The following is a 24,708-nucleotide window of genomic DNA, read 5'->3' on the forward strand; positions in this document are numbered from 1 at the left end:
CCCGCGCGTCGGGCCGTGTGGCGCGGCTCAGGCCCGACGTACCGGCTGCGGGCCGGTGGGGGACGCGGCGGCGACGAGGGTTTCCAGCGCCCGCCGGGCGGGTGTCGGACGCCGACCGAGGAGAGCCTCCAGCGTCGGGTCGGTGACGGCGAACTCGCCCCGCCGGGCGGCCCGGTACATGCCGAGGGTGAAGTCGGCGGCGGCTGCGGGCATGCCCCGGGCGACGGCGGCGGCCCGCCACTCGTCGTCGTCGAGGACGAGCCGGGTGACGGTGCGCCCGGTGAGGTCGGTGAGGATGCCGGCGACGTCCGCCAGGTCGAGGGCCTGCCCGGCGGTCAACGCGGGGGTGACGCCGTCGAGCACGCCGTGGCCGGTCAGCGCGATGGCGGCGGCCTCCGCCAGGTCGTCGTGCGCGGTCCAGGACACCGGCCCGTCAGCCGGCGCGACCAGGCGGCCGGTGGTCAGGGCGTCGCCGATGGCGAACCCGAGGGCGCCGGCGTAGAAGCCGTTGCGCAGGGCGGTGAACGGCACCCCGGTCGCGGCGAGGTGCTCCTCGGTGGCGGCGTGGGTGACCTGGGCGGGGAAGAGCGAGTCGCGGGAGGCGGCCTGGTGGCTGGTGTACAGGATGCGGGCGGCTCCCGCGGCGCGGGCGGCGTCGACGGCGGCCCGGTTCGCGGTGACCGCGTCGCCGCCCCGGATGGCGGCGGACACGATCAGTACCCGGTCGGCCCCGGCGAAGGCGCGCTCCAGCGTGGCGGGGTCGGTGAAGTCCCCCCGACGGACCCGTACGCCTCGTTCGGCCAGGTGGATGGCCTTGTCGGTGTCGCGCACGCTCACCCCGACGGCGGTGGCGGGCACCCGGGCCAGCAGTTGGTCGACGATCCGGGAGCCGAGCTGCCCGGTGGCACCGGTGATGACGTACACGAGGGGACCCCTTCGACGAACCAGCGTTACGGCGCAGACGTTAACATCGATACTTCGCTGCTAACAAGGTGCTGTTATCGTTGATTCGTGACCGTGACGCCCGACACCCCGCCCCGCGACGACGTGCGATCCGACATCGTCACGGCAGCCGCCCGCCTGCTGCGCGAGCACGGGGCGCACGCGGTGACCACCCGCGCCGTCGCCCAGGCCGCAGGCGTGCAGGCACCCACCATCTACCGGCTGTTCGGGGACAAGAACGGCCTCGTCGACGCCGTCGCCGAACACGTGCTGGCCAGCTACGTCGCCACCAAGACGATGGCCACGGACACCGCGCCGCAGGATCCGGTGGCCGACCTGCGTGCCGGGTGGCGTACGCACGTGGAGTTCGGCCTGGCCAACCCCGAGTTGTTCCGGCTGCTCGGCACGCGCGGGCCCGGCGACCCGTCCCCGGCGTCGGTGGCGGGCCTGACGGTGCTGCGCTCGCGGGTGCGCCGGCTCGCCGCCGCCGGCCGGCTGCGGGTCGACGAGCAGCGGGCCACCATGATGATCCACGCCGCCGGCACCGGCGTCATCCTCACCCTGCTGGGGACCCCCGCGTCGCAACGCGACCCCGGACTGGGCGACGCCGTGTTCGACGCCGTCCTCGGCGGCATCCTCACCGCCGCCCCGGTGACCCCCGACCCGACCCTGCGCACGGTCGCGGTGACCCTCGCGGCGTTGACGCCGGACCTGCCCGGCCTCACCGACGCCGAACGCGCGCTGTTGACCGAGTGGCTCAACCGGTCACTGGCCCGGCTACGCCACCCGCAGCCCTAGCCGGCCCGGACCCGACGTCACCGTCCCCCACCCCGCCTGGCCACGACGCGATCCTCAGCCCACCGCCTCACGCAGCCAGCGCTCAGCGGAACCGGTCGACGGTGACGGGGACCAGCCCCTGGAGTTGCACCTGCGTCGTCAGGGCGCGCAGGAGCACACCGACCGCCTCGTCACGGTCGCCCGTCAGGTCACACGTCACGTCCAGTCCCCACGCGGCGCCCGCGGCGATGCGGCGCAGTTCCCAGCGGAAGGCGTCCCGGCCGACCTGACGGCACACCGTGCCCAGGACGCGTACCCCGGTATCCGCGAGATCGCCGGTGAGCGGCATCTGCCACGCTCCGCCGAGCGCCGTGAGCCCACCCGGGGCCAGCGCGCCGGCGAACAGGATCCGGTAGGTGCGCGTCTCGCGGAACCCCGGTGTGGCCTCGGGCCGATGCAGCGACAGGGGCGGTGACGGCGGCGCGGAAGGCGCACCGAAGCACGTCCGCAGCGCGGCCTCGTCCGGCAGGGCGGCACCGCAGAGCTCCCGGTAGAGCGTCGCCGCCCCGTCCCGGCTGACGGGCGTCAGCCGGGCCCGCAGCGCGGGATCGACGCGCAGCCGCCGGCTGGTGGCCGACGCGTCGTGCCACCGGTGCTCCGAGCGGCTCCAGCCGCCACCCACCAACCCGATGCAGGAGTGGTCCGCCGCGAGGAGGAACTCCTCGGCCAGCAACCCCTCCGGCTCGCCGGCACCGTCGTGGACCACGTAGTAGTGCAGAGCCGCGTGGTAGCGCAGGGCCGTCGCCATCCGTCGATTCTCGGGCCGGCGGGTCGACGACCGCAGCCGGCTCGCCGTAGGCGCCGTCCTGCCCCTCTATTATCTCACGGGCGCGTTTCTTCACTACAAAGGGTAGTGGCATACGTGTGAACTGGTGACCGCTACCGTGCCGCCATGCTTACTGGCGAGGAGAAGTTCGTTCGCGGGGCCGTCCGGTTGTGGACCGAGCGTTTCGGGCACCCGGACGACCCCACCGTCCTGTTGGTCATGGGCACGTCCACCCAGGGCGTCGGCTGGCCCGACGAACTGGTCGAAGCCCTGGTGGACAGCGGCCGGCAGGTGATCCGTTTCGATCACCGTGACACCGGCCGGTCCGACTCCGTCGATTTCGCGACGCACCCCTACGCGCTCGCCGACCTGGCCTCGGACGCGGTCACCGTCCTGGACGCGTACGGTGTCGCCGCCGCGCACATCGTGGGGACGTCGCTGGGGGCGGCGATCGGGCAGTGGCTCGCCGTGCACCGGGCGGCCCGGGTCCGCACGCTGACGGCCATGGCCTCCTCCCCGATGGGGAACAACCCCGGACCGGCGTGGGCGCGGGCGCTGGCGGGTCAACCGGCCGCGGAGGGTGAACTCCCACCTCCGACGGCACGGTTCCTCGACCACCTGATGGGCGCGGCGAGGGCACCCCGCGCGACGGCGCAGCAGCGGGTGGACGCCGACGTGCAGACCTGGCGGGTGCTCAACGGTGACGTGCTGCCCTTCGACGAGCCGGCCGCGCGGCGGTTCGTCGAACACTGTCACGACCGGGCCGGCAACCTCGCCGCCGCGGCGAACCACGATCTGGCCGGTCGGCGTTGGGACGACGACCGGCGGGCGTCGCTGTCCGGCATCACGGCCGCGACGTTGGTCCTGCACGGCAGCGACGACCCGCTGTTCCCGCCGGCCCACGGCGAGGCACTCGCGGCGCAGATCCCCACGGCGCAACTGGAGATCGTGCCCGGGATGGGCCACCACCCGTTCTTCGCCCCCGGACTCACCGAGCGGATCGCCGGCTCGATCATCCGCCACACGACCTGAACCACGTCACCCCGCACCCGGGCGGATGGTCCGTGGCCCGGGTGCGGGGTGACGGCGGGCTGTTGGTCCGGCGGGGCGGCGACGGCCCGCCCCGGTGGTCACCCCAACCCGTGCTGGCGAATTAACGAATAACCGGTAATGACAAACCGTTAATTAGGGCGGTCAAAACGGGCATAACGGTGGAGCACCATAATGTCTGTTCTGTTGCAACCCTTCCATCCGCCTGAGATCGCTACGCGTCGGCCGTCTGCACCGATGACCTGCGGGCCCGGGAGGCAAGTCGGTGAACCTGATGACGGGTTCCGCCCTGCTCGGCTGCATCCCACCTACCGCAGCCGGCGGCAACACCTCCTGGCAGCCCGGTCCGGAGGTGACAACGGCAGGTCACCGGGTGGGAAGGACGAAGGTCTCGCGTTCCTGGGCGGTGAGGGTCCGGGTGGCCAAGGTGTCCGCCTTGGCGCGCACCTCGGTGATCGGTCCGCAGACGTCGCATCGCCAGATCCGGACGGTGCTGTCGCCGTGCGCGGTGGCGAGTCGACCGTCGGGGAGGAACCTGACCTGTTCGACCGAGGCACCGTGGCCGCGCATGGTGACCAACTCCCGGCCGGTTGCGGTTTGCCAGACCCGTACGCCGTCGTTGTCCTGGCCGCTGCTGGCGAGTAGCCGGCCGTCCGGACTGAAATCGACGCTCCAGACGACATCGCGGTGACCCTGCAGGGAGACCGGTGGTCCGTGGCCGTCGCTGGACCAGATCCGCACGGCGCCGTCCTGACCGCTGACGGCCAGACGCCTGCCGTCCGGGCTGAACGTGACGGCCCAGACCGGGCGGCCGGACGGTTGGTCCTGCACCACCGTCGGGGTCCCGGTACCGTCGGCGGACCAGATCCGGACTGTGCCGTCGGTGCTCGCGCTGGCCACGCGCTGTCCATCCGGGCTGAATGCGATCGCACGGACGCCGCCCTCGTGGCCACGCAGCACCAGTGGTGCGCCGCCGGCCAGCGACCAGACGCGTACACTTCCGTCTCTGCCGGCGCTGGCCAGGCGCTGCCCGTCGGGGCTGAAGCTGACGCCGAACACGGGTCCCGTGTGGCCGCGCAGCACCACCCGCTCCTCGCCGGTCTGCGCGTTCCAGACGCGGACGGTCTGATCCAGTCCGCCACTCGCCACCCAGCGGCCGTCCGCGCTGACCGCCACCACCAGGACCTCGTCCTGATTGCCCCGCAGAACCAACGGGTCGGCGCGCCACGGGTCTCGCCAGACGCGCACCGTGGCGTCCACCCCGCCGCTGGCCATCAGCCGCCCGTCGGCGCTGCCGGCGACGGTCCACACCTCCCCGTGATGACCGCGCAGCACGAGCGGGCTCCCGGCGACGCCGGGATCCCAGAACCGGATCGTGCCATCGGTGCTCGCGCTGGCCAGCCGCCGCCCGTCCGGGCTGAACGCGACACTCCACACCGCTCCGTCATGCCCGCGCAACACCACCGGGTCCTGCTCGCCGGTCGTGTTCCACACCCGGATGGTGTTGCTGCCGCTGTGGCTGCTGGCCACCCGGCGGCCGTCCGGGCTGAACGCCACAGACTCGACGTAGGAGTCGTTGCCATGAAGGACCACCGGCATCGCCGGGCCCGAGGTCGGCCAGATGCGCACCGTGCCGTCGCTGCCTGCGCTGGCCAGCCGGCTTCCGTCCGGACTGAACTCCACATCCTTGACCGTCCACTCATGGCCGGTGAGCACCCTCGGCGCGCCCCGGCCGGTCGCATCCCAGATGTGGATCGTCCCGGTGCCGCCGGCGGCGACCTGCTTGCCGTCCGGACTGAAGGCGACGCCGAGCGCGGGACTCCCGGCCGTCAGCACCACCGGATGTCGCCGGCCCGCGGAGTCCCAGATTCGGACGGTGCGATCGTCGCTGCCGCTGGCGACCCACCGGCCGTCCGGACTGAACGCGACCGCGTGCACGACGCCACCGTGCCCACGCAGCACCACCGGGGCGCCGCCGGCCAGATTCCACACAGTGACGAGGCCGTCATCCCCGCCTGCCACGAGCGACCGCCCGTCCCGGCTGAAGGCGAGACCGTTGAGTGCCGCGTCGCCACGCCGCAGGACTCGTGGGGCAGCTTGCAGTCCCTCCGGCTCGGCGCGCTGCCACAGGCGGACCGTGCCGTCGTCGCCGGCGCTGGCGACCGTGCGGCCGTCCGGGCTGTACGCCACCTCAAGCACCTGGCCTTGGCCGGCGGCCACGGTGGCCCGCCCCCGCGAATAGGCCACCGCCTGCCGCAGGACCGACTGCGCCTCCCCGGTGGGCTCGGTGTCGTACGCCTCGACGGCGAGCAACAGTGCGACCTCCTGATCGACCTGCAACTGGGCGCGGGCCTGAGCCACCAGCTGGCTGGAGCGGGCAAGGTCACGCTGCTCGTTCGCCCGACGCGCCTGGACCCCGGCGATGGCGGCCAGCACGCTCATCACCACCACAGCGACGGTCAGACCGGTCAGCGCGAGCCGGACGCGGCGGCGCCGGGTGGTCATCTCGTGGGCCTGCCGATCGCGGCTGGCCGTCAGGAAGGCGCGTTCCAGGACGTTGAGAGGCTGAAGGCTGCGTCCGTCCCAGGCGGCCAGCGGCGCGCCGCGGTAGAGCGCGCCGCTGTCGCGGTCATGGGACAGCCAGATCTGGCTCGCCTCGGTGAGCTGGCGGCGCAGGTGAAGCTCGTCCCGGTTGTCGTGCAGCCAGTCGTCCAGCCGGGGCCAGGCCCTGATCAGCGCCTCGTGCGCGATCTCGACGGTGTCGACACCGAGGACCAGCAGGCGCGCGTCGGCCAGTTTCGTGAGCACCGCACCCACCCCGGGCCGGTCCAACTCGTCACGTCGTACCCGGCGCCGGGTATCCGGCACACCCTCGCCCAGCGCGACCAACCGGGTCAGCACGTGCTGGGCCGTTTCCCGATCGCGCGCGTTCAGACCCTGGTACACCGACTCCGCCGTCTGGGCGATCGCACCGCTCATCCCGCCCGCGGCCTCGTACCCGGCCAGTGTCAGGACCTCGCCGCGGCGTTGCCGCCAGGTCTCCAGCAAGGCGTGCGAGACCAGCGGCAAGGCTCCCGGTTGTGCCTCGGCATCGGCCACGATCTTGGTCAGGAGGGCCCGTTCGACGGTCAGACCGGCGCGCCGGGCCGGCTCGGTGACCACCTCGCGCAGCTCGTCCGGGGCCAGCGGGCCTACGGGGACGTTGGCCCCGGCGAGCAGCTGGGCCAGTGGCGCGGACTCCGCGCAGCGGGCGTAGAAATCGGCGCGGACCCCGATCACCACCCGCATCCGCGGCGCGGTGTCCTCCGCCGCGTCCGCGTCGACGACCGAGGCCGTCAGCACGGTGATGAAGGCGGCTTGTTCGAGCGGGTCGCGGCACAGCGTGAACAGCTCTTCGAACTGATCCACCACCAGCAGCACCGAGGTGGTGGCCGGCACCTGCTCCAACGCCTTGCGTAACGCCTTGGTCGGCTCGGCACCCGGGGTGATCAGTACGACGTGTCCGCCGCCGCGGGCCGGGTCACCGCACCGGATGGCGGGGATCAGACCGGCCCGCAACAGCGAGGACTTACCGCTACCAGAAGCGCCGAACACCGCGACGAACCGGTGCTCCTCCAGCATCTGCACCAACTGCGCCAGGATCCGCCGCCGCCCGAAGAAGCGGTCCCCGTCCTGCACGCCGTAACCGACCAGTCCGAGATAGGGCGGCCGCCCGTCCGCTGCCGGGGACTGCCGCCGTGCGCCGTGGCCCTGCGACGCCGCCCACTCGGCCGACGCCTGCCGCCACCGCCGCTCCCAGACGGACGGGTCGCCACCACACGCCCGGACGAACGCCAACGTCACCGGCAAGCTCGGCAGACGCCGGCCCCCGGCGGCGTTGGCCAGGGCGGTGACCGAGTAGCCGGCCTCGGAAGCAAGCTCCCGATATCCCGGGTTCCCCGCACGTCGACGCAGGTCACGAAGCTCGGTGGCCAGCATCTGCACCGGACCGGCAGCAGGATCCATCGAACGTTCCGGACGCGGCATCGCCCTCACATCCACCGACTTCAACTAATCACGTGGGATCAGCATCACGTGAGAAGAGGCCGAAGCCGTCGGTGAAGTCGGATTCACGCCAGCAGGGCATCCAGGTCAGCCGTTGGCGAAGTACAGCGTCAGTCCGGGGCAGGGCCGGTTACACCACGCGTAGGCGGTGTAGTCGGAGTAGACCTTGGTCCGCCAGACGTTCGCGTTGCCCCAGATTGGGGGATCATTGACGACGACCTTGCCGTTGTTCACATCCGTGACGATCAACAGCCAGGACTGGTCTGCCGGGGCACCGGTCGAGGCGACGTGAAACAGGTTCGATCCGGCGAGATCCAGCGTCTGGGTGATGCAGTCGCGGTCGACGCCGTCGTATTTCACCTGGCAGGTTTTCTGATTGAGGGCCAGTGCTGGATCGGCCACCGTCATCGCTGCGGCCGTCACGGCGAGCGTCATGACCGCCGCGAGACTGGGTCTGGTTCGCATCCTGTTCTCCTCCATCGAAGGGTGCCTGCGCTCCAGAGATAGGGCAGGCTGGAGTTGTTCACCAGTCCCGTCCCGCGGTTGACAAACCCGGGTCAGCAGTTGGCCCGAGGGAGGTCGTCGAGGATGCCGGCCGGCGTCCGTCCGAGCAGTTCACGTAGGTGGTCGGTCGACACGTCCAGGGTGCCGGCACGGGTCAATCCGTGCAGCCAGCCCATCGGGCCGGTCACCACGCCGGTTCGGGCCTCGACGCCGAGCGCGGCGGCCACCTGTTGGTACGTCCACGGCGGGCCGTTGAGGGTGTAGGTCCGCCCCCGGGTGTCGGGGCGCAGCAGGGCGGCCGCTGCGGCATCGGCTAGGTCGGCCCGGGTGGCGGTGGTCAGGTTCCGGCCCCCGGTCGCGTGCACCAACGCCGCCCCGGATGTGGCGTCCCGGAGCGCCGCGTCGACGAACGGCTCGCGGTGTAGAACGGGTTCCACAGCACCGTGTGGACCGGGCCCGCTGCGGCGAGCGCCTCCTCGGTGGCCCGGTGGGCGTCGAAGAGGCCGGCGATCGGATGGAAACTGGTGTAGACCACATCGGTGACCCCGGCCCGCTCTGCCGCCGCCACGACGCGCGGTGCTGTTCGGTGCGACGGGCGGGATCGAGTTCGGGGGACGAGACGAACAGCAGTCGCGTGACCCCGGCGAACGCCTCGACCAGCGTGTCGGGGATGTCGTAGTCGCCGTGGCGTACGGCAACCGCCAGAGGGCGGGCGCGGCGGGGATCGCGGACGACGGCCACGACCCGCTCACGCAGCCGAGTGACGGCGCGGCGGCCGAGGGCGCCGGTGGCCGCGACGACGGCGAACAGTTCGTGGGACATGGGCACACCGTCACCGACGGCCTCGTCGACGACAACCGGGTTATCCGGGCAGTCGGGTGGCCACGGCGTCGAGGACCCAGTCCAGGCCGGCGGTGAAGGACGTCTCGGCGTCCACCTCGGTGCCGTCGTGCACCGCCCGGGCCAGTGCCGGGTAGCGGCCGGTGGCCAGGATCCTCGTCACGTGCGGGCCGTGGGCGCGCTGCCAGTCGCGTTTGGACAGGCCCGTGGCGCGTTCCGCCCGCAGGTTGGCGACCTCCCGCCGGAGCGCGCCGGTGACGTAGGCGCCGACGGTCTCCACGGCACGCAGGACGGTGTCGGTGTCGGCGAGCCCGTCGAGGGCGGCCAGCTGGGTCTCGGTCACGGCGAGGCCGTTGGGTCCCAGGGTGGGGCGGCCGCCGAGCAGGTCGGCCAGCCACTCGTGCCGCAGCACGGTACGCCGGGTGCGGTGGGCGACGACCCGCAGCGTCTCCCGCCAGTCGGCGGTCGGTTCGTCGGGAAGGATCTCGGCGTGGACGGCGTCCACCATCAGGTCGAGCAGCTCGTCCTTGGTGGCGAGGTGGCCGTACAGCCGCATCGGGCCGGCGTCCAGGCGAGCGGCGACCTTGCGCAGCGACACCGCCGTCAGGCCGCCCTCGTCGGCCAGCGCGACGGCGGCGACGACGATCCGCTCCCGGTCGAGCGGCACCGGGGGAGGCGGCGGTTCCGGCCGGTCCCACACGGTCACGGTCACCTCCGGCTGCTGGCGACGACACGTTCACGACCGATACAGTGTATCGCCATGAGACAGCGTATCGCGGTGGTGGGTGCCGGACCCGGTGGCCTCACCTTCGCCCGGGTCCTGCACCGCCTCGGCCATCCCGTCGCCGTCCTGGAACGCGATCACGGGCCCGACTCCCGTCCCCCCGGAGGCACCCTCGACCTGCACGAGGGGCTCGGCCAACTGGCGCTGGACAAGGCGGGGCTGACGGCACGGTTCCGCGAGCTGTCCCGTCCCGAGGGGCAGGCCATGCGCATCCTCGACCCGGCGGGAACCGTGCTGCGGGACTGGCGACCCCGACCGGACGAGCGGGCCAATCCGGAGATCGACCGTGGGCAACTGCGTGGCCTGCTGCTCGACTCGCTCGACGTGCGGTGGGGCCAGAAGGTGACCCAGGTGGTGCCCACCGACGGCGCGCTCGTGCACCTCGCCGACGGCCGGCAGGAGACGTTCGACCTCGTGGTCGGCGCGGACGGCGCGTGGTCGCGGGTGCGGCCCGCGGTGTCGCCGGCGACCCCGTACTACACCGGCGTCACCGCGGTCGAGACCTCCCTCGACGACGTCGACACCCGCCACCCCGACCTGGCCGAGCTGATCGGCGACGGCGCGCTCGCCGTGTACGGGGTGAACCGCGCGATCGTCGCCCAACGCAACAGCGGCGGCCACGTCACGGTGTACGCGCAGCTCCGCGCGCCGCTCGACTGGCACACAGGGCTGGACCTGACCGACGTGGAGGCGACGCGGACCGCCCTGCTCGCCCTGTTCGACGGGTGGGCGCAACCGGTGCGTGACCTGCTCGGGCGGGGCACCGCGTTCGTCCACCGTCCGATCCACGTCCTTCCCGTGTCCCACACGTGGGCCCACGTGCGTGGGGTGACACTGCTGGGTGACGCCGCGCACCTGATGCCGCCGTTGGGGGCGGGGGCGAACCTGGCGATGCTCGACGGCGCCGAGCTCGCGGAGTCCGTCGCCGCCGACCCGGACGATCTGGACGGGGTCGTGCGGGCCTGGGAGGAACGGATGTGGGCGCGGGCCGGCAGGTGGGCGGCGATCACCACGGCCGGTCTGGAACGCCTGGTCGGCCCGGACCCGGCCACCGCACTCGCCCTGTTCGACGAGGTCCAGCCCTCCTGACCGCCCCGGCTCCCCGGACCGGTCGGAGAACGTCTGCCGGCGCGGCACCGACCACGTGACGGTCCGCCGGCACCTGGTCGACGGGGCCCTGCTGCGCCGTGACCGGCGGGTCTACCGGCGTACCGGGCCGTGACCGACGACGGGGTTGACGGGCGCGCCGGGACGAGGTAAATACTGAAGTACGAGTTGAGTCGACCCGGCTCAACTTCACCGGAAACCTTCGGCCCGAGGAAACCGAGGAGGCACGACCATGCTGATGCGTACCGACCCCTTCCGTGAGATCGACCGGCTCGCCGAGCAGCTCTTCGGCACCACCAGCCGCCCCGCGGTGATGCACCTGGACGCCTGGCGCGACGGCGACCACTTCCACGCCGCGTTCGACCTGCCCGGGGTGGACCCCGACAGCATCGACTGCACGGTGGAGCGCAACGTGCTGACCGTCCGCGCGCAGCGCCGCCGTCCCACCTCCGACGGCGTCGAACTGGTCGCCGCCGAACGGCCGATGGGCACCTTCTCCCGGCAGCTGTTCCTCGGCGACACCCTCGACACCGACCGGCTGGAGGCCGCCTACGAGCACGGGGTGCTGACGCTGCGCATCCCGATCGCCGAGCGGGCCAAGCCGCGTCGGGTCCCGGTCACTGCCGGTAACGGACACCGGCAGATCACCGCCTGACCACCACGCCCACGGTGGGGGCCGCACCGGCCCCCACCGGGCCCGACGCCGTCGCACCCGGGCGTCGGGCAATCCGCTCGGGCGCGCCTCACCGTGATTACCGACCGGGGCTGAGAGTCTTTCTCGCATGCTGCGTCCCGACGGCCCCGTCCTGCCCCGCACCGCGACCCGCCCGGCGCTGACCGGCACACCCGTCGACTTCACCGAGGCGTGGCTGCGTAACCGTCGACTGTCGGCGCACACCCGCGACGCGTACCGGCGCGACATCGCCGGCTGGCTCACCTGGTGTGCCGGCGGTGACCTGGACCCGCTGCGGGCCACCTTCCTCGACGTCAACGCCTACGCCCGGCAGTTGGAGGCCACCCCGGCGGCGCGCAGCGGCCGGCCGCTGACCCCGGCCACCGTCGCCCGGAAACTGTCCGCCCTGTCCAGCTGGTACGAGTTCCTGGTGAAGCTGCGGGCGGTGGACGCCAACCCGGTCTCCGGGGCCGACCGCCCGCGCATCGACCGGGACCACTCGGCCACCGTCGGCCTCACCCCGCAGGAGGTCGACGCGTTGCTGGCCGCCGCCGACGCCGACACCGGACCGACGGCGGCCCGCAACCGGGCCGCCGTCGCCCTGCTGGCCGACCTCGGCCTGCGGGTCGGTGAACTGGTCTCCCTCGACCTGGCCGACCTCGGCGCCGAACGGGGGCACCGCAGCGTCCGGTTCGTCGGCAAGGGCGGCAAGTCCCGCCGCCGGGCGCTCACCCCGGGCACCGCGTACGCCCTCGACGCCTATCTGACCGAGCGGGCGGCGACGGCCGGGGTGGCCGTCGAGGCGTTGACCGGCCCGCTGCTGGCCACCACCACCGGCGGTCGACTCGACCGGCACTCGGTGTTCCGGCTGGTGCGCCGGCTGGCCGCCACGGCGGGTATCGCCGCGGCGGCGAAGCTGTCCCCACACTCGCTGCGGCACGCCTTCGCCACCACCGCCCGTGAGGAGGGGGTGCCGTTGGAGGACGTCCAGGACGCGATGGGGCACGCCGACCCGCGGACCACCCGCCGCTACGACCGGGACCGGCACAACCTCGACCGGGACCCGGCGTACGTCATCTGGGCAGCGCGGGCCCGGCGGCGCGGCTGAGGAAAACCGGTTGACGGAGTAAGCGCTCACTCCCGAGTGTGGTGCCATGACGGCACCCGGGGGACGCCGACGACGCGCGCCGGCCATGGCCGCCGACCGCCGCCGCGCCATGATCGTGCAGACCGCGCTGCCCCTGCTGACCCGCCGGGGCACCACCCTGACCACGGCCGAGGTGGCGCGGGCCGCCGGGATCGGCGAGGCGACCGTGTTCCGCGCCTTCGCCGACAAGCAGGCGCTGCTCGACGCCTGCGTGGCCGAGGCCCTGCGCCCCGACCCGCTGCTCGACCGGTTGGCCCGCATCGACCGACGCCAGCCCCTGGCCGGTCGGCTCACCGAGGCCGCCGGGGCGGTCCACGCCCACCTGGCCCGGCTGGGCGCGGTGCTCGGTGCCCTGCACGCCACCGGTCGGGCCCGCCCCGACCCGCCACCGGCCGGCACGGCGGCGACGGCGGTCCGCTCGGCGGTGGCCGCCCTGTTCACCCCCGACGTCGACCGGCTACGGCTGCCGCCCGACCAGCTCGCCGACCTGTTCCTCGGTCTGTTGTCCCCGCCGGGCCCGCTGGCCACCACGACGCCGTCCACCACCGACCTGGTCGACCTGTTCCTGCACGGCGCGCTGACCCGGGTCAGGTGAGCAGGTCGAGGTGGTGGTGGGCGTCGGCGCAGATGTCCTCGTGCCGCAGCCACCGCCGCGCCCACAACCGGGCGGCCACCTCGGCCTGCCCGTCACCCCACGCGGCGTGCTCCACCAGCAGCGCCGCCGCCAGCGCGTACGCCATCCGCAGGGCCAGGGCACGCGCGCCGGCCAGGACCGTCGCCGACGCCGGGTCGGCGGTGACCTCACCGAGGGTGGCCCGCAGTTCCGCGGCCACCGCGGCGAGGGTGTCGGCCAGGACCGGGGACAGCGGACGGGCCACGTCGGCGGCGGCGGTGAGCCGCGCCAGCAGCGGACCGGCCGCGTCCTCCCGGGTGACCGCGCGCAGCACGTCCACCGCCAGCACGTTGGTGGTGCCCTCCCAGATCGGCAGGACCTGCGCGTCCCGCAGCAGCCTCGGCACGCCGGTGTCCTCGACGTAGCCGGCCCCACCGAACGCCTCCACGTACTCGGCGGCGGACGACACCGCCAGCCGTCCGGTGGCCAGCTTCGCCAGCGGCGCGACCACCCGCAGCTCCGCGGCGGCCTGCGGGTCGCCGCCGACCTCGACCCGGCCGAGCAACGCGAACGCGTGCCCGGCCAGCGCGAACGCGCCCGCCGCGTCGACCGCCAACGCGCCGAGGGTGGCCCGGTGCAGCGGATTGTCGGCCAGCAGCCCACCGGCCACCCGCCGGGCACGCGCGTACGCCAGCGCATAGGACAGGCCCCGACGCATTCCCGACGCGGCGGCCGACGCGTTGTGCACCCGGGTCACCACCACCAGGGTCATCGCCCGCACCAGCCCCGGCACCGCCGGGTCACCCAACGGCAGCGCGTACGCGTCCCGCAACCCGATCTCGGCGGTCGGCAACGCCCGGGTGCCCAGCTTGTCCTTGAGCCGCCGCACCACCACCCCGGGGGCCGGGCCGTCCGGGGCGGCGGTGGCGCCGGCCAGCGGCGAGTCGGCCGCGTAGCGGGGCACCAGGAACGGGGCGAGGACCCGGCTGCCCCGCCCGGCGCCCTCCGGCCGGGCCAACGCCACCGCCATCGCCGCGTCGGCGGCCGAGCAGAACCACTTCTCCCCGCTCAACCGCCACGACCCGTCGGCGGCGGGCCGGCCGAGGGTGCCGGTGCCGGACAGGTCGGAGCCGCCCTGCGACTCGGTCATCCACTGCCCGCTGACGATCGCCGTGTCCGGGTCGGTCGCGACCAGCCTGGGCAGCCAAGCGTCGCGCACCTGTGCGTCGACGTCGGGGGTGCTCAGCAGCGCGGCGGCACCGTCGGCCATCGCCACCGGGCAGGAGAACGTCGCCGACTCCGGCCCGTACAGGTGCAGCAGGGCGTGCTGGACGACGCGGGCGGCGGCCCCCCACGTGCCGCGTGCCGAATCCAGGTAGGGCAGGGCGACCACGGCGTGCCGGGCGGCGGCGGCCCGCTGCGCCTGCCAGCCGGCGCTGGTGTCGATCCGGTCGACGCGGGCGCCCCACGGGTCGTAGCGGACCAGCGTCGGCGGGTGGGCCTCGGCGTCGGCGTGCGCGGCGCGCAGCGGCCCGGCGGCGTCGGCGGCCAGTGCGGTCAGCCGGTCCTGGGCGGCGGTGTGCCCGTCCGCGCCGAGCTGCCGGGTCAGCCACGACCGCAGCAGCCGGTCACCGGCGTACGGGTCGTCGATGTCCGGCACCGGCTGCACGTAGCGGCTCATCCGTCGCTCCTTCACCAGGGGTGTGCGCCGACGGTAGACGATCGCCCCGGCGGTGCGACAGGGGGCGAACCGCCTGCGCCGCCCCGACCCGCCCGCCTACCGTCGCAGGTGATGAGCGTGCAGCAGGCGTGGACCCGACCGGCGCGGCGGCGTCGCCCGGTGCGCACCGGCCTGTTCCTGGGGGGTCTGGCCGTCGGCCTGTGCCTGGTCGGGGTGGCCGGGCTGGGGCTGTGGAACGTGCAGGTGGTGGCGGGCGCCACCGGCCCGGTGCGGGAGACCGCCGACGGGTTCCTGCGGGAACTGTCCGCCGGTGAGGTGGAGCAGGCGTACCGGCGGTTGTGCGCGCCGACGCGCGGCCGGTGGAGCGAGGTCGGGTTCGCCGGTTGGGTCCGCACCCCGCCGGTGGTCACCGGCTACGAGATCCTCGACGTGTCGGTCCGCACCAGGGGGGGCCGGCCGGCGGGGGAGGTGGCGGTGCGGGTCACCCGCGACGGCGGGGCCGACGAGCAGCGGCGGCTGCCGGTGGTGAAGGAGGACGGGAAGTGGCGGATCTGCGGCGACCCGTACTGACCACGGCGACCCGTACTGACCGCCGGCCGGGTCAGGCGCGCGGGCCCAGGTCGCCGGAGCGGTAGTGCCGCCGGCACAGCACCTGGTAGCGCACGTCGGCGGTGTCGACGGTGTCCCCGATGACGACCTGCGCGCCCTCACGGACCACCCGCCCGTCGACGACGCGGGCGTTGAGCAGCCCCTCCCGCCCGCACCAGCACAGCACCTCCACCTGGATGCGGGCCACCTCGTCGGCCAGTTCGAACAGCCGCCGGGCGGCCGGGAACAGGCACGACCGGAAGTCGGTGGCGAGACCGAAGGCGTACACGTCGACGTCGTAGCCGTCGACCAGTTCGGCCATCTGCTCGACGTGCGCCACGTCGTAGAACGACGCCTCGTCGCAGATCAGGTAGTCGATGCGGACCCCCTCGGCCCAGGTGTCCCGGACCAGGGCCCGCAGGTCCAGCTCGTCGGTCACCTCCACCGCCGTGTGGGCCAACCCGATGCGGGTGGTCACCCGCGGCCCCAGCGAGCGGTCGATGCGGGTGGTGACCAGGCCCCGCCGCCCCTGCCGGGCGTGGTTGTAGTTCATCTGCAACGCCATCGTCGACTTGCCGCAGTCCATCGGACCCCAGAAGAACTTCAACGCGGCGGCGTGCAACGGGCGGCCGTCGACGCCCCGGGCGGCGGCGCAGCCGGTCCCCCCGTCGTGCGGGCCGGGCAGGGGACGGGCCAGGCAGGTGGGGGTGGCAGCGGCGTCGTCGGTCACGTCGGGGCAGCCTAGCCCATCGGTGCGGGTGGATCGGGCCGATGGTCAGAGCACCCGGGGCGGGGTGTTGCCGGCGGCGACGATGGCCCGGCGGATCGGCACCGCGGCCAGCAGCGCGAACCCGACCACGAAGAAGATCAGCAGGGAGACCAGACCCACCCGGTAGGAGGAGGTGAGCTGGAAGACCAGGCCGAACGCCAGCGGGCCGAGCCAACTGGTGCCCTTGTCGCTGATCTCGTAGAACCCGTAGTACTCGCCCTCCTTGCCGGCGGGGATGAGCTGGCTGAACAGCGACCGGCTCAACGCCTGGCTGCCGCCGAGGACCAGACCGATCGCCCCACCGAGGATCATGAACGGCAGCGGGGCCTCGGCGGGCAACCGGAACGCCCCGATGATCACCCCGGTCCACAGCACCAGCGACAGCAGCACCGTCTTCCACGCCCCGATGCGCCGGGCCAGCGCCCCCAACGCCAACGCCCCGCCGAAGGCGAGGAACTGCACCAGCAGGATCGTCACGATCAGCGTGCTCTGCCCCAGCCGCAGCTCCTCGGTGCCGTACTGGCTGGCCAGGGTGATCACCGTCTGGATGCCGTCGTTGTAGACCAGGAACGCCAGCAGGAAGAACAGCGTCAACGGGTACGCCTTGATCTCCCGCAGGGTCCGCCCGAGCTGCCGGAACCCGTCGGTGACCACGTTGCGGCCCGCCCCGCGCAACGCCTCGGCGGTGGGGTGCTCCCGCAGCCACCGCAGCGGCACCAGGGTGAACGCCGCCCACCACACCCCGGCCGACACGATCGACCAGCGGGCCAGGTCCAGGGTGCGCTGCGGGTTGTCGTCCTCGCTGAGCAGGGTCACCGCCACCAGGTTCAACGCCAGCAGCAGACCACCACCGAGGTAGCCGATGGCCCAGCCGCGACTGGACACCGCGTCGCGTTCGTCCGGGCCGGCCAACTGCGGCAGGAACGAGTTGTACACCACCACCGCCGCGCCGAAGGCGATGTTGGCGACCAGGAACAACGCCCCACCGAGCAGGTACCGCTCGCCGGTGACCAGCGCCATCGCGATGGTCGCCCCGGCACCGGTGAACGCCGCCCCCGCCAGCAGCCGCTTCTTGTGCACCGTCCGGTCGGCGATTGCCCCCACCACCGGCAGCACGAACACGGTCAACAGCACCGACAGCGAGATCAGGTACGGGTAGTAGGAGCCGGCGGCGACCCGGATGCCCAGCGGGTGCACGTACCCGTCGCAGGTGTCCGCGCCGAGTTCGCAGCCGGCGGCCAGTTCGGTGACGGTGGTGAGGAACGGGCCGAGGAACACCGTGATCACGGTGGTCTGGAAGGCCGAGTTGGCCCAGTCGTACAGGTACCAGCCACGCCGCTCCCGGCGCAGGCCCGCCGGGGTGCCGGTGGCGGTGGGGGTGGTGGCGACCGGGTCGGCCATCGCGGTCCTCGGGGCTCAGGCGGCCCAGAGGCCGCGGCTGCGGTAGACGTCGCGCAGCACGCCGACGTGATCGGTCATGATGCCATCCACACCACGATCCAGTAAGTCGTGCATCCGGGCAGGTTCGTCGATCGTCCAGACGTGCACCTGCACCCCCAGCCGGCGGCAGTAGGCCAGGAACCGACGGTCGACCACCGGCACCCCGGCGTAGCGGGGCGGCACCTGCGCGGCCACCACCGACGGCGGCAACCGCAGCGGCCGGCCGTGCCGCGACGCCAGCCACAGCCGGGCCACCCCCCGCGCGCCCAGGCCGGTGGCGACCCGGCCGCCGGTGGCCGCGCGCAGCCGCGCCAACCGGGCGTCACTGAACGACGCCAGCAGCACCCGGTCGGCCGCGCCGGCCCGGGTGACCGCTCCGACCGCCGGGGTGACGCCGGTGTCGGCCTTCACGTCGATGTTGAACCGGATCTGCGGCCAGGCGGCCAGCACCTCGTCGAGCCGGGGCACGACCGCCGCGCCGCCGACCCGCACCGTCGCCAGGTCGGCCCAGCGCAGGTCGGCGATGCGGCCCCGCTGCCCGGTGACCCGACGCAGGGTGGCGTCGTGGAAGACCACGCACACCCCATCGGCGGTGGCGTGCACGTCGGTCTCCACGTACCGGTAGCCCAGCTCGACGGCCCGGGTGAACGCGGCGACGGTGTTCTCGTCGCCGTCGGCGGCGCCACCGCGGTGCGCGAAGGCCAGCGGGGTGGGGGCGTCCAGGTAGCCGGCTCGGGTCGACACGCAGCGCAGTATGCCCGCCCCCGCTGGCCGGCGGGCGGCCGACCGGCGGCGGGTCAGGCCGACGTGGGGCGGCGGTGGACCCGGCTGGTGTCGACGGGACGCCCCGGGTCGACGTGGCGGGGCCGGTCCGGTTCGTCGGGCCGCAGCGGCACCAGGGTGGCGGTGATCGCGTCGATGATCCGGTCGGTGCCCCGGCGGGCCGCGCCGGGCGCGTCGGGGGAGAGGTCGGCGAGGTGCAGGGGCGCGCCGAAGCGGACCCGGATGACCGGGCGGCGCACCAGCGCCCGGCCCAGCGCGCGCAGCATCCCCCGGGGTGCCCGGTAGGGCAGCACCTCGTGCGACCCCCACTGGGCCACGGGCACCACCGGGGCGTCGCAGGCCATGGCGAGGCGGGCCGTGCCGGTCTTGCCGCGTTCGGGCCACATGCCGGGGTCCAGGCCGATGCGTCCCTCCGGGTAGACCAGCACCACCGACCCGGCGGTGACCGCCGCGGCGGCGTCGTCGAGTGCCCGGCGTACGCCGGTGGTGCCCCGGTCGACGCGCAGGTGCCCGGCGTGGCGCATCAGCGCGCCGAGGCCCGGGGTGCGGAACAGCCCACCGGTGGCCATGAAGCGGGGCGACACGCCCCGGGCCCGGCAGGCCGCGCCGAGCACGATGGGGTCGAAGGGGCTGATGTGGTTGGCGGCCAGGATCAGCGGCCCCCGGCGCAGGTGCTCGGGGACGTCCCCGCTGACCTCCAGTCGGGCGCACAGGGCGACGACCAGCCGGGCGAGCAGTTGGGCGGCACGCCAGAACCGTGGTGGCTGCCAGCCGGGGCGCGGGGTGTCCATCAGTCGCCGATGGTCGCACGGGCGTGGGGGAGGACCGGAGCCGGGTCGTGCGGCCCGTGGTGATCAGGGTCATTGGTCCCGGGTCGGGTCGGGACCCCCGACCCTGCCCGACAACCTACGACGCGCGGTAGTATCTACTACGTCTCGTAGTATCAATGGCAGGGGGATCCCGGTGGACGCGTTGGACGTCGCCCGCTGGCAGTTCGGTGTCACCACCGTCTACCACTTTCTCTTCGTACCACTGACCATCGGACTGTCCGTCCTGGTCGCCATCCTCCAGACCCGCTGGCACCGCACCGGCGACGAGAAGTACCTCAAACTCACCAAGTTCTACGGCAAACTCTTCCTGATCAACTTCGCCATGGGCGTCGTCACCGGCATCGTGCAGGAATTCCAGTTCGGCATGAACTGGTCCGACTACTCCCGCTTCGTCGGCGACATCTTCGGCGCACCCCTGGCCATCGAAGCCCTCGTCGCCTTCTTCCTCGAATCCACCTTCATCGGCCTGTGGATCTTCGGCTGGGACCGGCTCCCCAAACGCCTGCACCTCGCCAGCATCTGGGCCGCCGCCATCGGCACCAACCTGTCCGCCTACTTCATCCTCGCCGCCAACTCGTTCATGCAGAACCCCGTCGGCTACCGCTTCAACCCCGACACCGGACGCGCCGAACTCACCGACTTCGTCGCCGTCCTCACCAACAAGGTCGCCCTCATCACCTTCCCGCACACCCTCGCCGGCGCCTTCCTCGTCGCCGGCGCCCTCGTCACCACCGTCGGCCTCTGGCACGTCATGCGCCGCCGCGACACCCCCGACACCGACGCCTACCGCCACGCCACCCGCTTCGGCGCCTGGGTCGTGCTCATCTCCGCCACCCTCGTCGTCCTCACCGGCGACATCCAAGGCAAGATCATGACCCAGGTGCAGCCCATGAAAATGGCCGCCGCCGAAGGCCTCTACACCACCGAAAGCCCCGCCTCGTTCTCCGTACTCACCGTCGGCAGCCTCGACGGCAGCCGCGAGGTCTTCGCCCTCAAGATCCCCTACCTGCTGTCCTACCTCGGCACCGGCGACCCCAACGGCACCGTCCACGGCATCAACGACCTCCAGGCCCAGTACGCCAGCCAGTACGGCCCCGGCAGCTACACCCCGATCATCCCGGTCACCTACTGGAGCTTCCGCTTCATGATCGGCTTCGGGCTCGCCGCCGCCGCCATCGCCCTGCTCATCCTCTGGACCCAACGCAAGGGCCGCACCCCCACCAACAGATGGCTGCTGCGCGCCGGCCTGATCATGCCCGTGCTCCCACTGCTCGCGAACTCCTTCGGCTGGATCTTCACCGAGATGGGCCGCCAACCCTGGATCGTCTTCGGCGAGATGCTCACCCGCGACGGCGTCTCCCGCAGCGTCTCCCTCACCGAAGTCCTCACCTCCTTCACCGCCTTCACCCTCATCTACGCCACCCTCGCCGTCATCGAACTCAAACTCCTCCTGCGCTACGCCCGCGCCGGCGTACCCGACGTCACCCCCACCCCCGACGACACCGACGACGCCGAGCGCCCGCTCGCCTTCGCCTACTGACCCGGAGCCCCACCGTGGAACTCACCACCATCTGGTTTCTCCTCGTCGCCGTGCTCTTCACCGGCTACTTCATCCTCGAAGGCTTCGACTTCGGCGTCGGCATGCTCCTACCCGTCCTCGGCCGCGACGACCGGCAACGCCGCGTCCTCATCAACACCATCGGCCCCGTCTGGGACGGCAACGAGGTCTGGCTCATCACCGCCGGCGGCGCCATGTTCGCCGCCTTCCCCGAGTGGTACGCCACCCTCTTCTCCGGTTTCTACCTACCCCTACTGCTCATCCTGCTCGCCCTCATCGCCCGCGGCGTCGCCTTCGAATACCGCCACAAGCGCCCCGAAGCCGCCTGGAAACGCCGCTGGGACCATGCCATCTTCTGGGGCTCCGCCATCCCCGCCCTGCTCTGGGGCGTCGCCTTCGCCAACATCTTCCGCGGCGTACCCCTGGACGCCGACCACGAATACGTCGGCGGCCTGCTCGACCTGCTCAACCCCTACGCCCTGCTCGGCGGCCTGACCACCCTCGGCCTCTTCCTCACCCACGGCGCGGTCTTCCTCGCCCTCAAGACCACCGGCGACATCCGCCACCGCGCCGGCACCCTCGCCGTCACCCTCGGCGTCGGCACCGCCGTCGTCGCCGTCGCCTTCCTCACCTGGACCCTCACCATCCGCTCCAACCCCGCCGCCATCGTCCTCGCCGCCGCCGCCGCACTCGCCCTGCTCGGCGCACTCGCCGCCGCCCGCGTACGCCGCGAAGGCTGGGCCTTCACCGGCACCGCCCTGGCCATCGCCCTCGCCGTCGCCACCCTCTTCACCGCCCTGTTCCCCAACGTCATGCCCTCCACCGGCGACCCCACCGGCACCCTCACCGCCACCAACGCCGCCTCCACCCCCTACACGCTGAAAATCATGACCTGGGTCGCCGTCGTCTTCACCCCGATCGTCCTCGCCTACCAAAGTTGGACCTACTGGGTGTTCCGCAAGCGAATCGGGGTACAGAACATCCCGCAACACTGAAAGACGCGCGAGGGGCGCGGGGACGCGGGGCCGGAGCGAGGGGGTCGCACCGGCCCCGCAACGCGTCCACCACAAACCCGTCGCCGACCCGCCCACCCACCGCTATCGTCGCCGCATGCCGCACGACCCCCACGTCCGGGAACTCACCGACGACGACCACGCCGCCGCCTGGCACCTCGGCCGCACCGCCTTCGGCTCCGACCCGCAACCCGCACCACCACCCACCACCACCCCCGGCACCACCCGCTACGGCGCGTTCGACCACACCGGCCGCCTCATCGGCAAAGCCGTCGACCTGCACCACCACCAGTGGTGGGACGGCCGCACCATCGCCGCCGCCGACATCGCCGGCGTCGCCGTCACCCCCGAAGCCCGCGGCCGCGGCATCGCCCGCGCCCTGCTCACCACCCTCCTACGCGGCGCACACGACCGGGGCGCCGCCGTCAGCGCGCTGTTCCCCACCGTCGCCGCCCCCTACCGCGCCTGCGGCTGGGAAACCGCCGGCATCCTACGCACCGTCAACCTCCCCACCGCCCTGCTCACCCGCCACCACCCCAGCCCACACCTCACCGTCCGCCCCGGCACCGCCGCCGACCTCACCGCCGTCGACGAACTACACACCCGCACCGTCCGCCACCGCCGCGGCCTACTCGCCCGCAGCGGCCCCCTGCACGACCACCACCGCACCCGCCACACCACCGACGACACCCTGCCCTACGACGGCCTCACCCTCGTCGAACACCACGGCCACCTCGTCGGCTACGCCGGCTGGGACCGCCGCAACCACTACGGCGACGACGGCACCATCACCGTCGAAGACCTCGCCGCCACCACCGCCGACGCCGCCCGCGAACTCGTCGGCATCCTCGCCAGCTGGCACAGCGTCGCCCCCACCCTGCGCCTCACCCTGCTCCCCGGCGACCCCCTCACCCCCCACCTGCCCGTGGAAAAAGCCCGCGAACACGAACAGGACACCTGGATGCACCGCCCCGTCGACGTCACCCGCGCCATCCGCGACCGGGGCTGGCCACCACACCTGCACGGCACCGCCACCTTCACCCTCGACGACCCCCTCGCCGACTGGAACACCGGCACCTGGCACCTGGAGATCACCGACGGCCACGCCGACCTGCGCCGCACCACCACCCCCGCCGACCTGCACCTGACCGTCCGCGGCTTCGCCCTGCTCTACACCGGTGCCGCCACCGCCCGCACCGTCGCCCAGGCCGGCCTGCTGCACCACCCCACCGGCACCGACCCCACCCCACTCGACCTGCTCGCCGCCGGCGGCCCCGCCCAACTCGGCGACTACTTCTGACCCACCCCCACCGGGGGCCTGCGGGGCGACCGCCCCCCACCGGCCCCCACCACAGCCGTCACCGGCCCCACCTCACCGCGCCTCACGCAACTCCGCCAACCGCGCCTCGATCTCCGCCAACTCCGCCCGCAACTTCTCCGCCTGCTGCTCCGCCTCCGACCGCTCCGCCGACAGGATCTGCTCCACCGCCTCCTGCACCCCCGGCACATCCACCAACGCCACCATCCGCAACGCCTCCGCCGGCTTCACCACGTACGGCTTCGCCAACGCCTTCGCCCCCTGCTGCGCCGCCACCGTCCACTCACCGTCGGCATACGCCAACGTCACCGTCAAACCCGCCGGCCCCTTCGGCTTCGCCACCTTCGCCGGCCGACGCGCCGCCGGCTTCTCCACCGCCACCGACTGCTGCTCCACCTTCGGCTCCTCCCGCCTCTGCACCGGCACCCGGGGCGTGTCCAACACGAACTCCGGCTCCACCTTCGCCGCCGGCTCCACCTGCTCCACCACCGGCTCCGACTTCGCCTCCACCACCCGACGACCCGCACCCCGCGGCGCCACCGCCAGATCGGCGGGGGAGAAGGGCAACTCGTCGCGCCCGAACCGCACCACCACGAACTCGTCCGACACCGCCGGATCAGTCACCTCCACCACCTGACCCACCTGCCCGGCGATCTGCCCCGCCGACGCGGTGAACACCACCCTCGGCTTCCGCCCCGCCGCCAACGCCTCCCGGATACCCCGCACCTCGTCATCGGACAAACCCTGGCCCGCCATCACAACCCTCTTTCGTACACGTGTCTGATCCTGCCTTGATACCAGCCCACCACGACAACCCGACGATCAGCCCCCCAGCACCCGCAACGCCTCGTCCGCGTGCTCGTTCATCCCCAACTCGCTGTGCACCACCGCCAGCACCCGCCGGTCCTGACCGATCACGAACGTCATCCGCCGCGTGCTCAACGGCCCCAACGGCAACCGCCGCCGCACCCCGAACGCCTGCGCCACCACACCGTCGACATCCGACAACAACGGATAGTCGAACCCGTGCATCCGGGAGAACTCCGCCTGCTTCTCCACCGGATCCCGACTGATCCCCACCCGCTGCGCCCCCACCGCCGCGAACTCCGCCGCCAGATCCCGGAAGTGACAACTCTCCGCCGTACACCCACGCGTCATCGCCGCCGGATAGAAGAACAACACCACCGGCCCCGCCGCCAACAACTCCGACAACCGCCGCGGCGCACCCGTCTGATCCGGCAGCACGAAATCCTCCACCCGATCACCGACACTCACACCCACCACACACCTCCACCGATCCGATCCGTCCGAAACGCGGTGAGCGTAAGCGATCACCCCACCCACCGCCGCGCCACCGCGCCACGTGAGCACCCACACCCTGCCCACCCACCGGCGCGGACGGTACCGTCACACCACCGCAC

At 73.0% G+C, this 24,708-nt stretch carries 24 protein-coding genes; 11 read left to right on the forward strand and 13 right to left on the reverse strand.

Features of this window, described 5'->3' with window-relative positions:
- Nucleotides 1–27 precede the first annotated feature (27 nt).
- Nucleotides 28–924: an NAD(P)H-binding protein gene (locus tag ACN261_RS24955; protein WP_425852446.1), complete on the reverse strand. Its 897-nt coding sequence runs from the start codon at nt 922–924 to the stop codon at nt 28–30.
- Between the two features lie 87 nt (nt 925–1,011).
- Here ACN261_RS24955 and ACN261_RS24960 point away from each other — a divergent pair, with 87 nt between their 5' ends.
- Entirely contained in the window at nt 1,012–1,740 is a 729-nt protein-coding gene (locus ACN261_RS24960) for a TetR/AcrR family transcriptional regulator (RefSeq protein WP_421482087.1), read from the forward strand.
- A gap of 82 nt (nt 1,741–1,822) precedes the next feature.
- Here ACN261_RS24960 and ACN261_RS24965 read toward each other — a convergent pair whose 3' ends face one another.
- A complete protein-coding gene (locus ACN261_RS24965) occupies nt 1,823–2,527 on the reverse strand; it encodes a hypothetical protein (protein ID WP_425852448.1) in 705 nt (234 codons plus the stop codon).
- Between the two features lie 144 nt (nt 2,528–2,671).
- On the opposite strand from ACN261_RS24965, the gene ACN261_RS24970 reads away from it, so the two are divergent.
- The gene (locus ACN261_RS24970; protein ID WP_421482089.1) at nt 2,672–3,577 is read left to right on the forward strand and encodes an alpha/beta fold hydrolase; all 906 of its coding nucleotides are present in this window, start codon (nt 2,672–2,674) and stop codon (nt 3,575–3,577) included.
- Nucleotides 3,578–3,961: 384 nt separating this feature from the next.
- Here the strand turns inward: ACN261_RS24970 and ACN261_RS24975 are convergent, their stop codons facing one another.
- From ACN261_RS24975 to ACN261_RS24990, 4 genes are all read right to left on the reverse strand, one after another.
- Complete coding sequence (locus ACN261_RS24975) at nt 3,962–7,621, reverse strand: hypothetical protein (protein WP_425852450.1); 3,660 nt, start codon at nt 7,619–7,621, stop codon at nt 3,962–3,964.
- A 105-nt stretch (nt 7,622–7,726) separates the two neighbouring features.
- The gene (locus tag ACN261_RS24980; protein WP_421482091.1) at nt 7,727–8,104 is read right to left on the reverse strand and encodes a hypothetical protein; all 378 of its coding nucleotides are present in this window, start codon (nt 8,102–8,104) and stop codon (nt 7,727–7,729) included.
- Nucleotides 8,105–8,196: 92 nt separating this feature from the next.
- On the reverse strand, nt 8,197–8,580 hold the full coding sequence (locus ACN261_RS24985; RefSeq protein ID WP_425852452.1) for a hypothetical protein: 384 nt from the start codon (nt 8,578–8,580) through the stop codon (nt 8,197–8,199).
- A 425-nt stretch (nt 8,581–9,005) separates the two neighbouring features.
- Nucleotides 9,006–9,695, reverse strand: a complete 690-nt coding sequence (locus ACN261_RS24990; protein ID WP_421482094.1) for a TetR/AcrR family transcriptional regulator — start codon at nt 9,693–9,695, stop codon at nt 9,006–9,008.
- A 48-nt stretch (nt 9,696–9,743) separates the two neighbouring features.
- Here ACN261_RS24990 and ACN261_RS24995 point away from each other — a divergent pair, with 48 nt between their 5' ends.
- The 5 genes from ACN261_RS24995 (at nt 9,744) to ACN261_RS25015 (ending at nt 13,289) form a co-directional block, all read left to right on the forward strand.
- On the forward strand, nt 9,744–10,856 hold the full coding sequence (locus tag ACN261_RS24995; RefSeq protein WP_425852453.1) for an FAD-dependent oxidoreductase: 1,113 nt from the start codon (nt 9,744–9,746) through the stop codon (nt 10,854–10,856).
- Nucleotides 10,857–10,911: 55 nt separating this feature from the next.
- On the forward strand, nt 10,912–10,989 hold the full coding sequence (locus tag ACN261_RS25000) for a hypothetical protein (RefSeq protein ID WP_425853649.1): 78 nt from the start codon (nt 10,912–10,914) through the stop codon (nt 10,987–10,989).
- A 117-nt stretch (nt 10,990–11,106) separates the two neighbouring features.
- Nucleotides 11,107–11,529 (forward strand): Hsp20/alpha crystallin family protein, encoded by a 423-nt coding sequence (locus ACN261_RS25005; protein WP_421482096.1) that lies wholly within the window; start codon nt 11,107–11,109, stop codon nt 11,527–11,529.
- A 127-nt stretch (nt 11,530–11,656) separates the two neighbouring features.
- Nucleotides 11,657–12,655, forward strand: coding sequence for a tyrosine-type recombinase/integrase (locus tag ACN261_RS25010; protein WP_421482097.1), 999 nt, complete (start codon nt 11,657–11,659; stop codon nt 12,653–12,655).
- Nucleotides 12,656–12,701: 46 nt separating this feature from the next.
- On the forward strand, nt 12,702–13,289 hold the full coding sequence (locus tag ACN261_RS25015; RefSeq protein WP_421482099.1) for a TetR/AcrR family transcriptional regulator: 588 nt from the start codon (nt 12,702–12,704) through the stop codon (nt 13,287–13,289).
- Here ACN261_RS25015 and ACN261_RS25020 read toward each other — a convergent pair.
- Nucleotides 13,282–14,988 carry an acyl-CoA dehydrogenase family protein gene (locus ACN261_RS25020; protein ID WP_425852455.1) on the reverse strand — a complete coding sequence of 569 codons (1,707 nt, stop codon included), beginning with the start codon at nt 14,986–14,988 and terminating at the stop codon, nt 13,282–13,284. The genes ACN261_RS25015 and ACN261_RS25020 overlap by 8 nt on opposite strands.
- A gap of 111 nt (nt 14,989–15,099) precedes the next feature.
- Here ACN261_RS25020 and ACN261_RS25025 point away from each other — a divergent pair, with 111 nt between their 5' ends.
- The gene (locus tag ACN261_RS25025) at nt 15,100–15,558 is read left to right on the forward strand and encodes a hypothetical protein (protein ID WP_421482101.1); all 459 of its coding nucleotides are present in this window, start codon (nt 15,100–15,102) and stop codon (nt 15,556–15,558) included.
- Nucleotides 15,559–15,589: 31 nt separating this feature from the next.
- Here ACN261_RS25025 and ACN261_RS25030 read toward each other — a convergent pair whose 3' ends face one another.
- From ACN261_RS25030 to ACN261_RS25045, 4 genes are read right to left on the reverse strand one after another with little or no spacing between them, the layout of a single operon-like run.
- The gene (locus tag ACN261_RS25030) at nt 15,590–16,306 is read right to left on the reverse strand and encodes a thymidine kinase (protein WP_421482102.1); all 717 of its coding nucleotides are present in this window, start codon (nt 16,304–16,306) and stop codon (nt 15,590–15,592) included.
- A gap of 45 nt (nt 16,307–16,351) precedes the next feature.
- Nucleotides 16,352–17,746 (reverse strand): MFS transporter, encoded by a 1,395-nt coding sequence (locus ACN261_RS25035; RefSeq protein ID WP_425852457.1) that lies wholly within the window; start codon nt 17,744–17,746, stop codon nt 16,352–16,354.
- A gap of 15 nt (nt 17,747–17,761) precedes the next feature.
- The gene (locus ACN261_RS25040; RefSeq protein ID WP_425852459.1) at nt 17,762–18,529 is read right to left on the reverse strand and encodes a glycerophosphodiester phosphodiesterase; all 768 of its coding nucleotides are present in this window, start codon (nt 18,527–18,529) and stop codon (nt 17,762–17,764) included.
- A 53-nt stretch (nt 18,530–18,582) separates the two neighbouring features.
- Entirely contained in the window at nt 18,583–19,359 is a 777-nt protein-coding gene (locus tag ACN261_RS25045; RefSeq protein WP_425852461.1) for a lysophospholipid acyltransferase family protein, read from the reverse strand.
- Between the two features lie 172 nt (nt 19,360–19,531).
- Here ACN261_RS25045 and ACN261_RS25050 point away from each other — a divergent pair, with 172 nt between their 5' ends.
- The 3 genes from ACN261_RS25050 to ACN261_RS25060 all read left to right on the forward strand — a co-directional run bounded on the left by ACN261_RS25050 (nt 19,532) and on the right by ACN261_RS25060 (nt 23,269).
- Nucleotides 19,532–20,938, forward strand: coding sequence for a cytochrome ubiquinol oxidase subunit I (locus ACN261_RS25050; RefSeq protein ID WP_421482107.1), 1,407 nt, complete (start codon nt 19,532–19,534; stop codon nt 20,936–20,938).
- A gap of 14 nt (nt 20,939–20,952) precedes the next feature.
- Entirely contained in the window at nt 20,953–21,951 is a 999-nt protein-coding gene (gene cydB, locus ACN261_RS25055; RefSeq protein WP_421482108.1) for a cytochrome d ubiquinol oxidase subunit II, read from the forward strand.
- A gap of 115 nt (nt 21,952–22,066) precedes the next feature.
- Nucleotides 22,067–23,269, forward strand: a complete 1,203-nt coding sequence (locus tag ACN261_RS25060; protein WP_425852463.1) for a GNAT family N-acetyltransferase — start codon at nt 22,067–22,069, stop codon at nt 23,267–23,269.
- Between the two features lie 72 nt (nt 23,270–23,341).
- On the opposite strand, the gene ACN261_RS25065 is transcribed toward ACN261_RS25060, so the two are convergent.
- Nucleotides 23,342–24,043, reverse strand: a complete 702-nt coding sequence (locus ACN261_RS25065; RefSeq protein WP_421482110.1) for a hypothetical protein — start codon at nt 24,041–24,043, stop codon at nt 23,342–23,344.
- A 66-nt stretch (nt 24,044–24,109) separates the two neighbouring features.
- Nucleotides 24,110–24,571: a peroxiredoxin gene (locus ACN261_RS25070; protein ID WP_421482111.1), complete on the reverse strand. Its 462-nt coding sequence runs from the start codon at nt 24,569–24,571 to the stop codon at nt 24,110–24,112.
- Nucleotides 24,572–24,708 lie beyond the last annotated feature (137 nt).

Origin of the sequence: Micromonospora sp. WMMD723 (genome assembly GCF_049863385.1) — a bacterium.
In the GTDB taxonomy this organism is placed as follows: Bacteria; Actinomycetota; Actinomycetes; order Mycobacteriales; family Micromonosporaceae; genus Micromonospora; species Micromonospora wenchangensis.

Excerpts from the sequence above, each read along its gene's own strand:
- ACN261_RS24965 (WP_425852448.1), bottom strand. The coding sequence starts at position 2,527 with ATGGCGACGGCCCTGCGCTACCACGCGGCTCTGCACTACTACGTGGTC.
- ACN261_RS24970 (WP_421482089.1), top strand. The coding sequence starts at position 2,672 with ATGCTTACTGGCGAGGAGAAGTTCGTTCGCGGGGCCGTCCGGTTGTGG.
- ACN261_RS24975 (WP_425852450.1), bottom strand. The coding sequence starts at position 7,621 with ATGCCGCGTCCGGAACGTTCGATGGATCCTGCTGCCGGTCCGGTGCAG.
- ACN261_RS24980 (WP_421482091.1), bottom strand. The coding sequence starts at position 8,104 with ATGCGAACCAGACCCAGTCTCGCGGCGGTCATGACGCTCGCCGTGACG.
- ACN261_RS24995 (WP_425852453.1), top strand. The coding sequence starts at position 9,744 with ATGAGACAGCGTATCGCGGTGGTGGGTGCCGGACCCGGTGGCCTCACC.
- ACN261_RS25005 (WP_421482096.1), top strand. The coding sequence starts at position 11,107 with ATGCTGATGCGTACCGACCCCTTCCGTGAGATCGACCGGCTCGCCGAG.
- ACN261_RS25010 (WP_421482097.1), top strand. The coding sequence starts at position 11,657 with ATGCTGCGTCCCGACGGCCCCGTCCTGCCCCGCACCGCGACCCGCCCG.
- ACN261_RS25015 (WP_421482099.1), top strand. The coding sequence starts at position 12,702 with ATGACGGCACCCGGGGGACGCCGACGACGCGCGCCGGCCATGGCCGCC.
- ACN261_RS25020 (WP_425852455.1), bottom strand. The coding sequence starts at position 14,988 with ATGAGCCGCTACGTGCAGCCGGTGCCGGACATCGACGACCCGTACGCC.
- ACN261_RS25025 (WP_421482101.1), top strand. The coding sequence starts at position 15,100 with ATGAGCGTGCAGCAGGCGTGGACCCGACCGGCGCGGCGGCGTCGCCCG.
- ACN261_RS25035 (WP_425852457.1), bottom strand. The coding sequence starts at position 17,746 with ATGGCCGACCCGGTCGCCACCACCCCCACCGCCACCGGCACCCCGGCG.
- ACN261_RS25045 (WP_425852461.1), bottom strand. The coding sequence starts at position 19,359 with ATGGACACCCCGCGCCCCGGCTGGCAGCCACCACGGTTCTGGCGTGCC.
- ACN261_RS25060 (WP_425852463.1), top strand. The coding sequence starts at position 22,067 with ATGCCGCACGACCCCCACGTCCGGGAACTCACCGACGACGACCACGCC.
- ACN261_RS25065 (WP_421482110.1), bottom strand. The coding sequence starts at position 24,043 with ATGGCGGGCCAGGGTTTGTCCGATGACGAGGTGCGGGGTATCCGGGAG.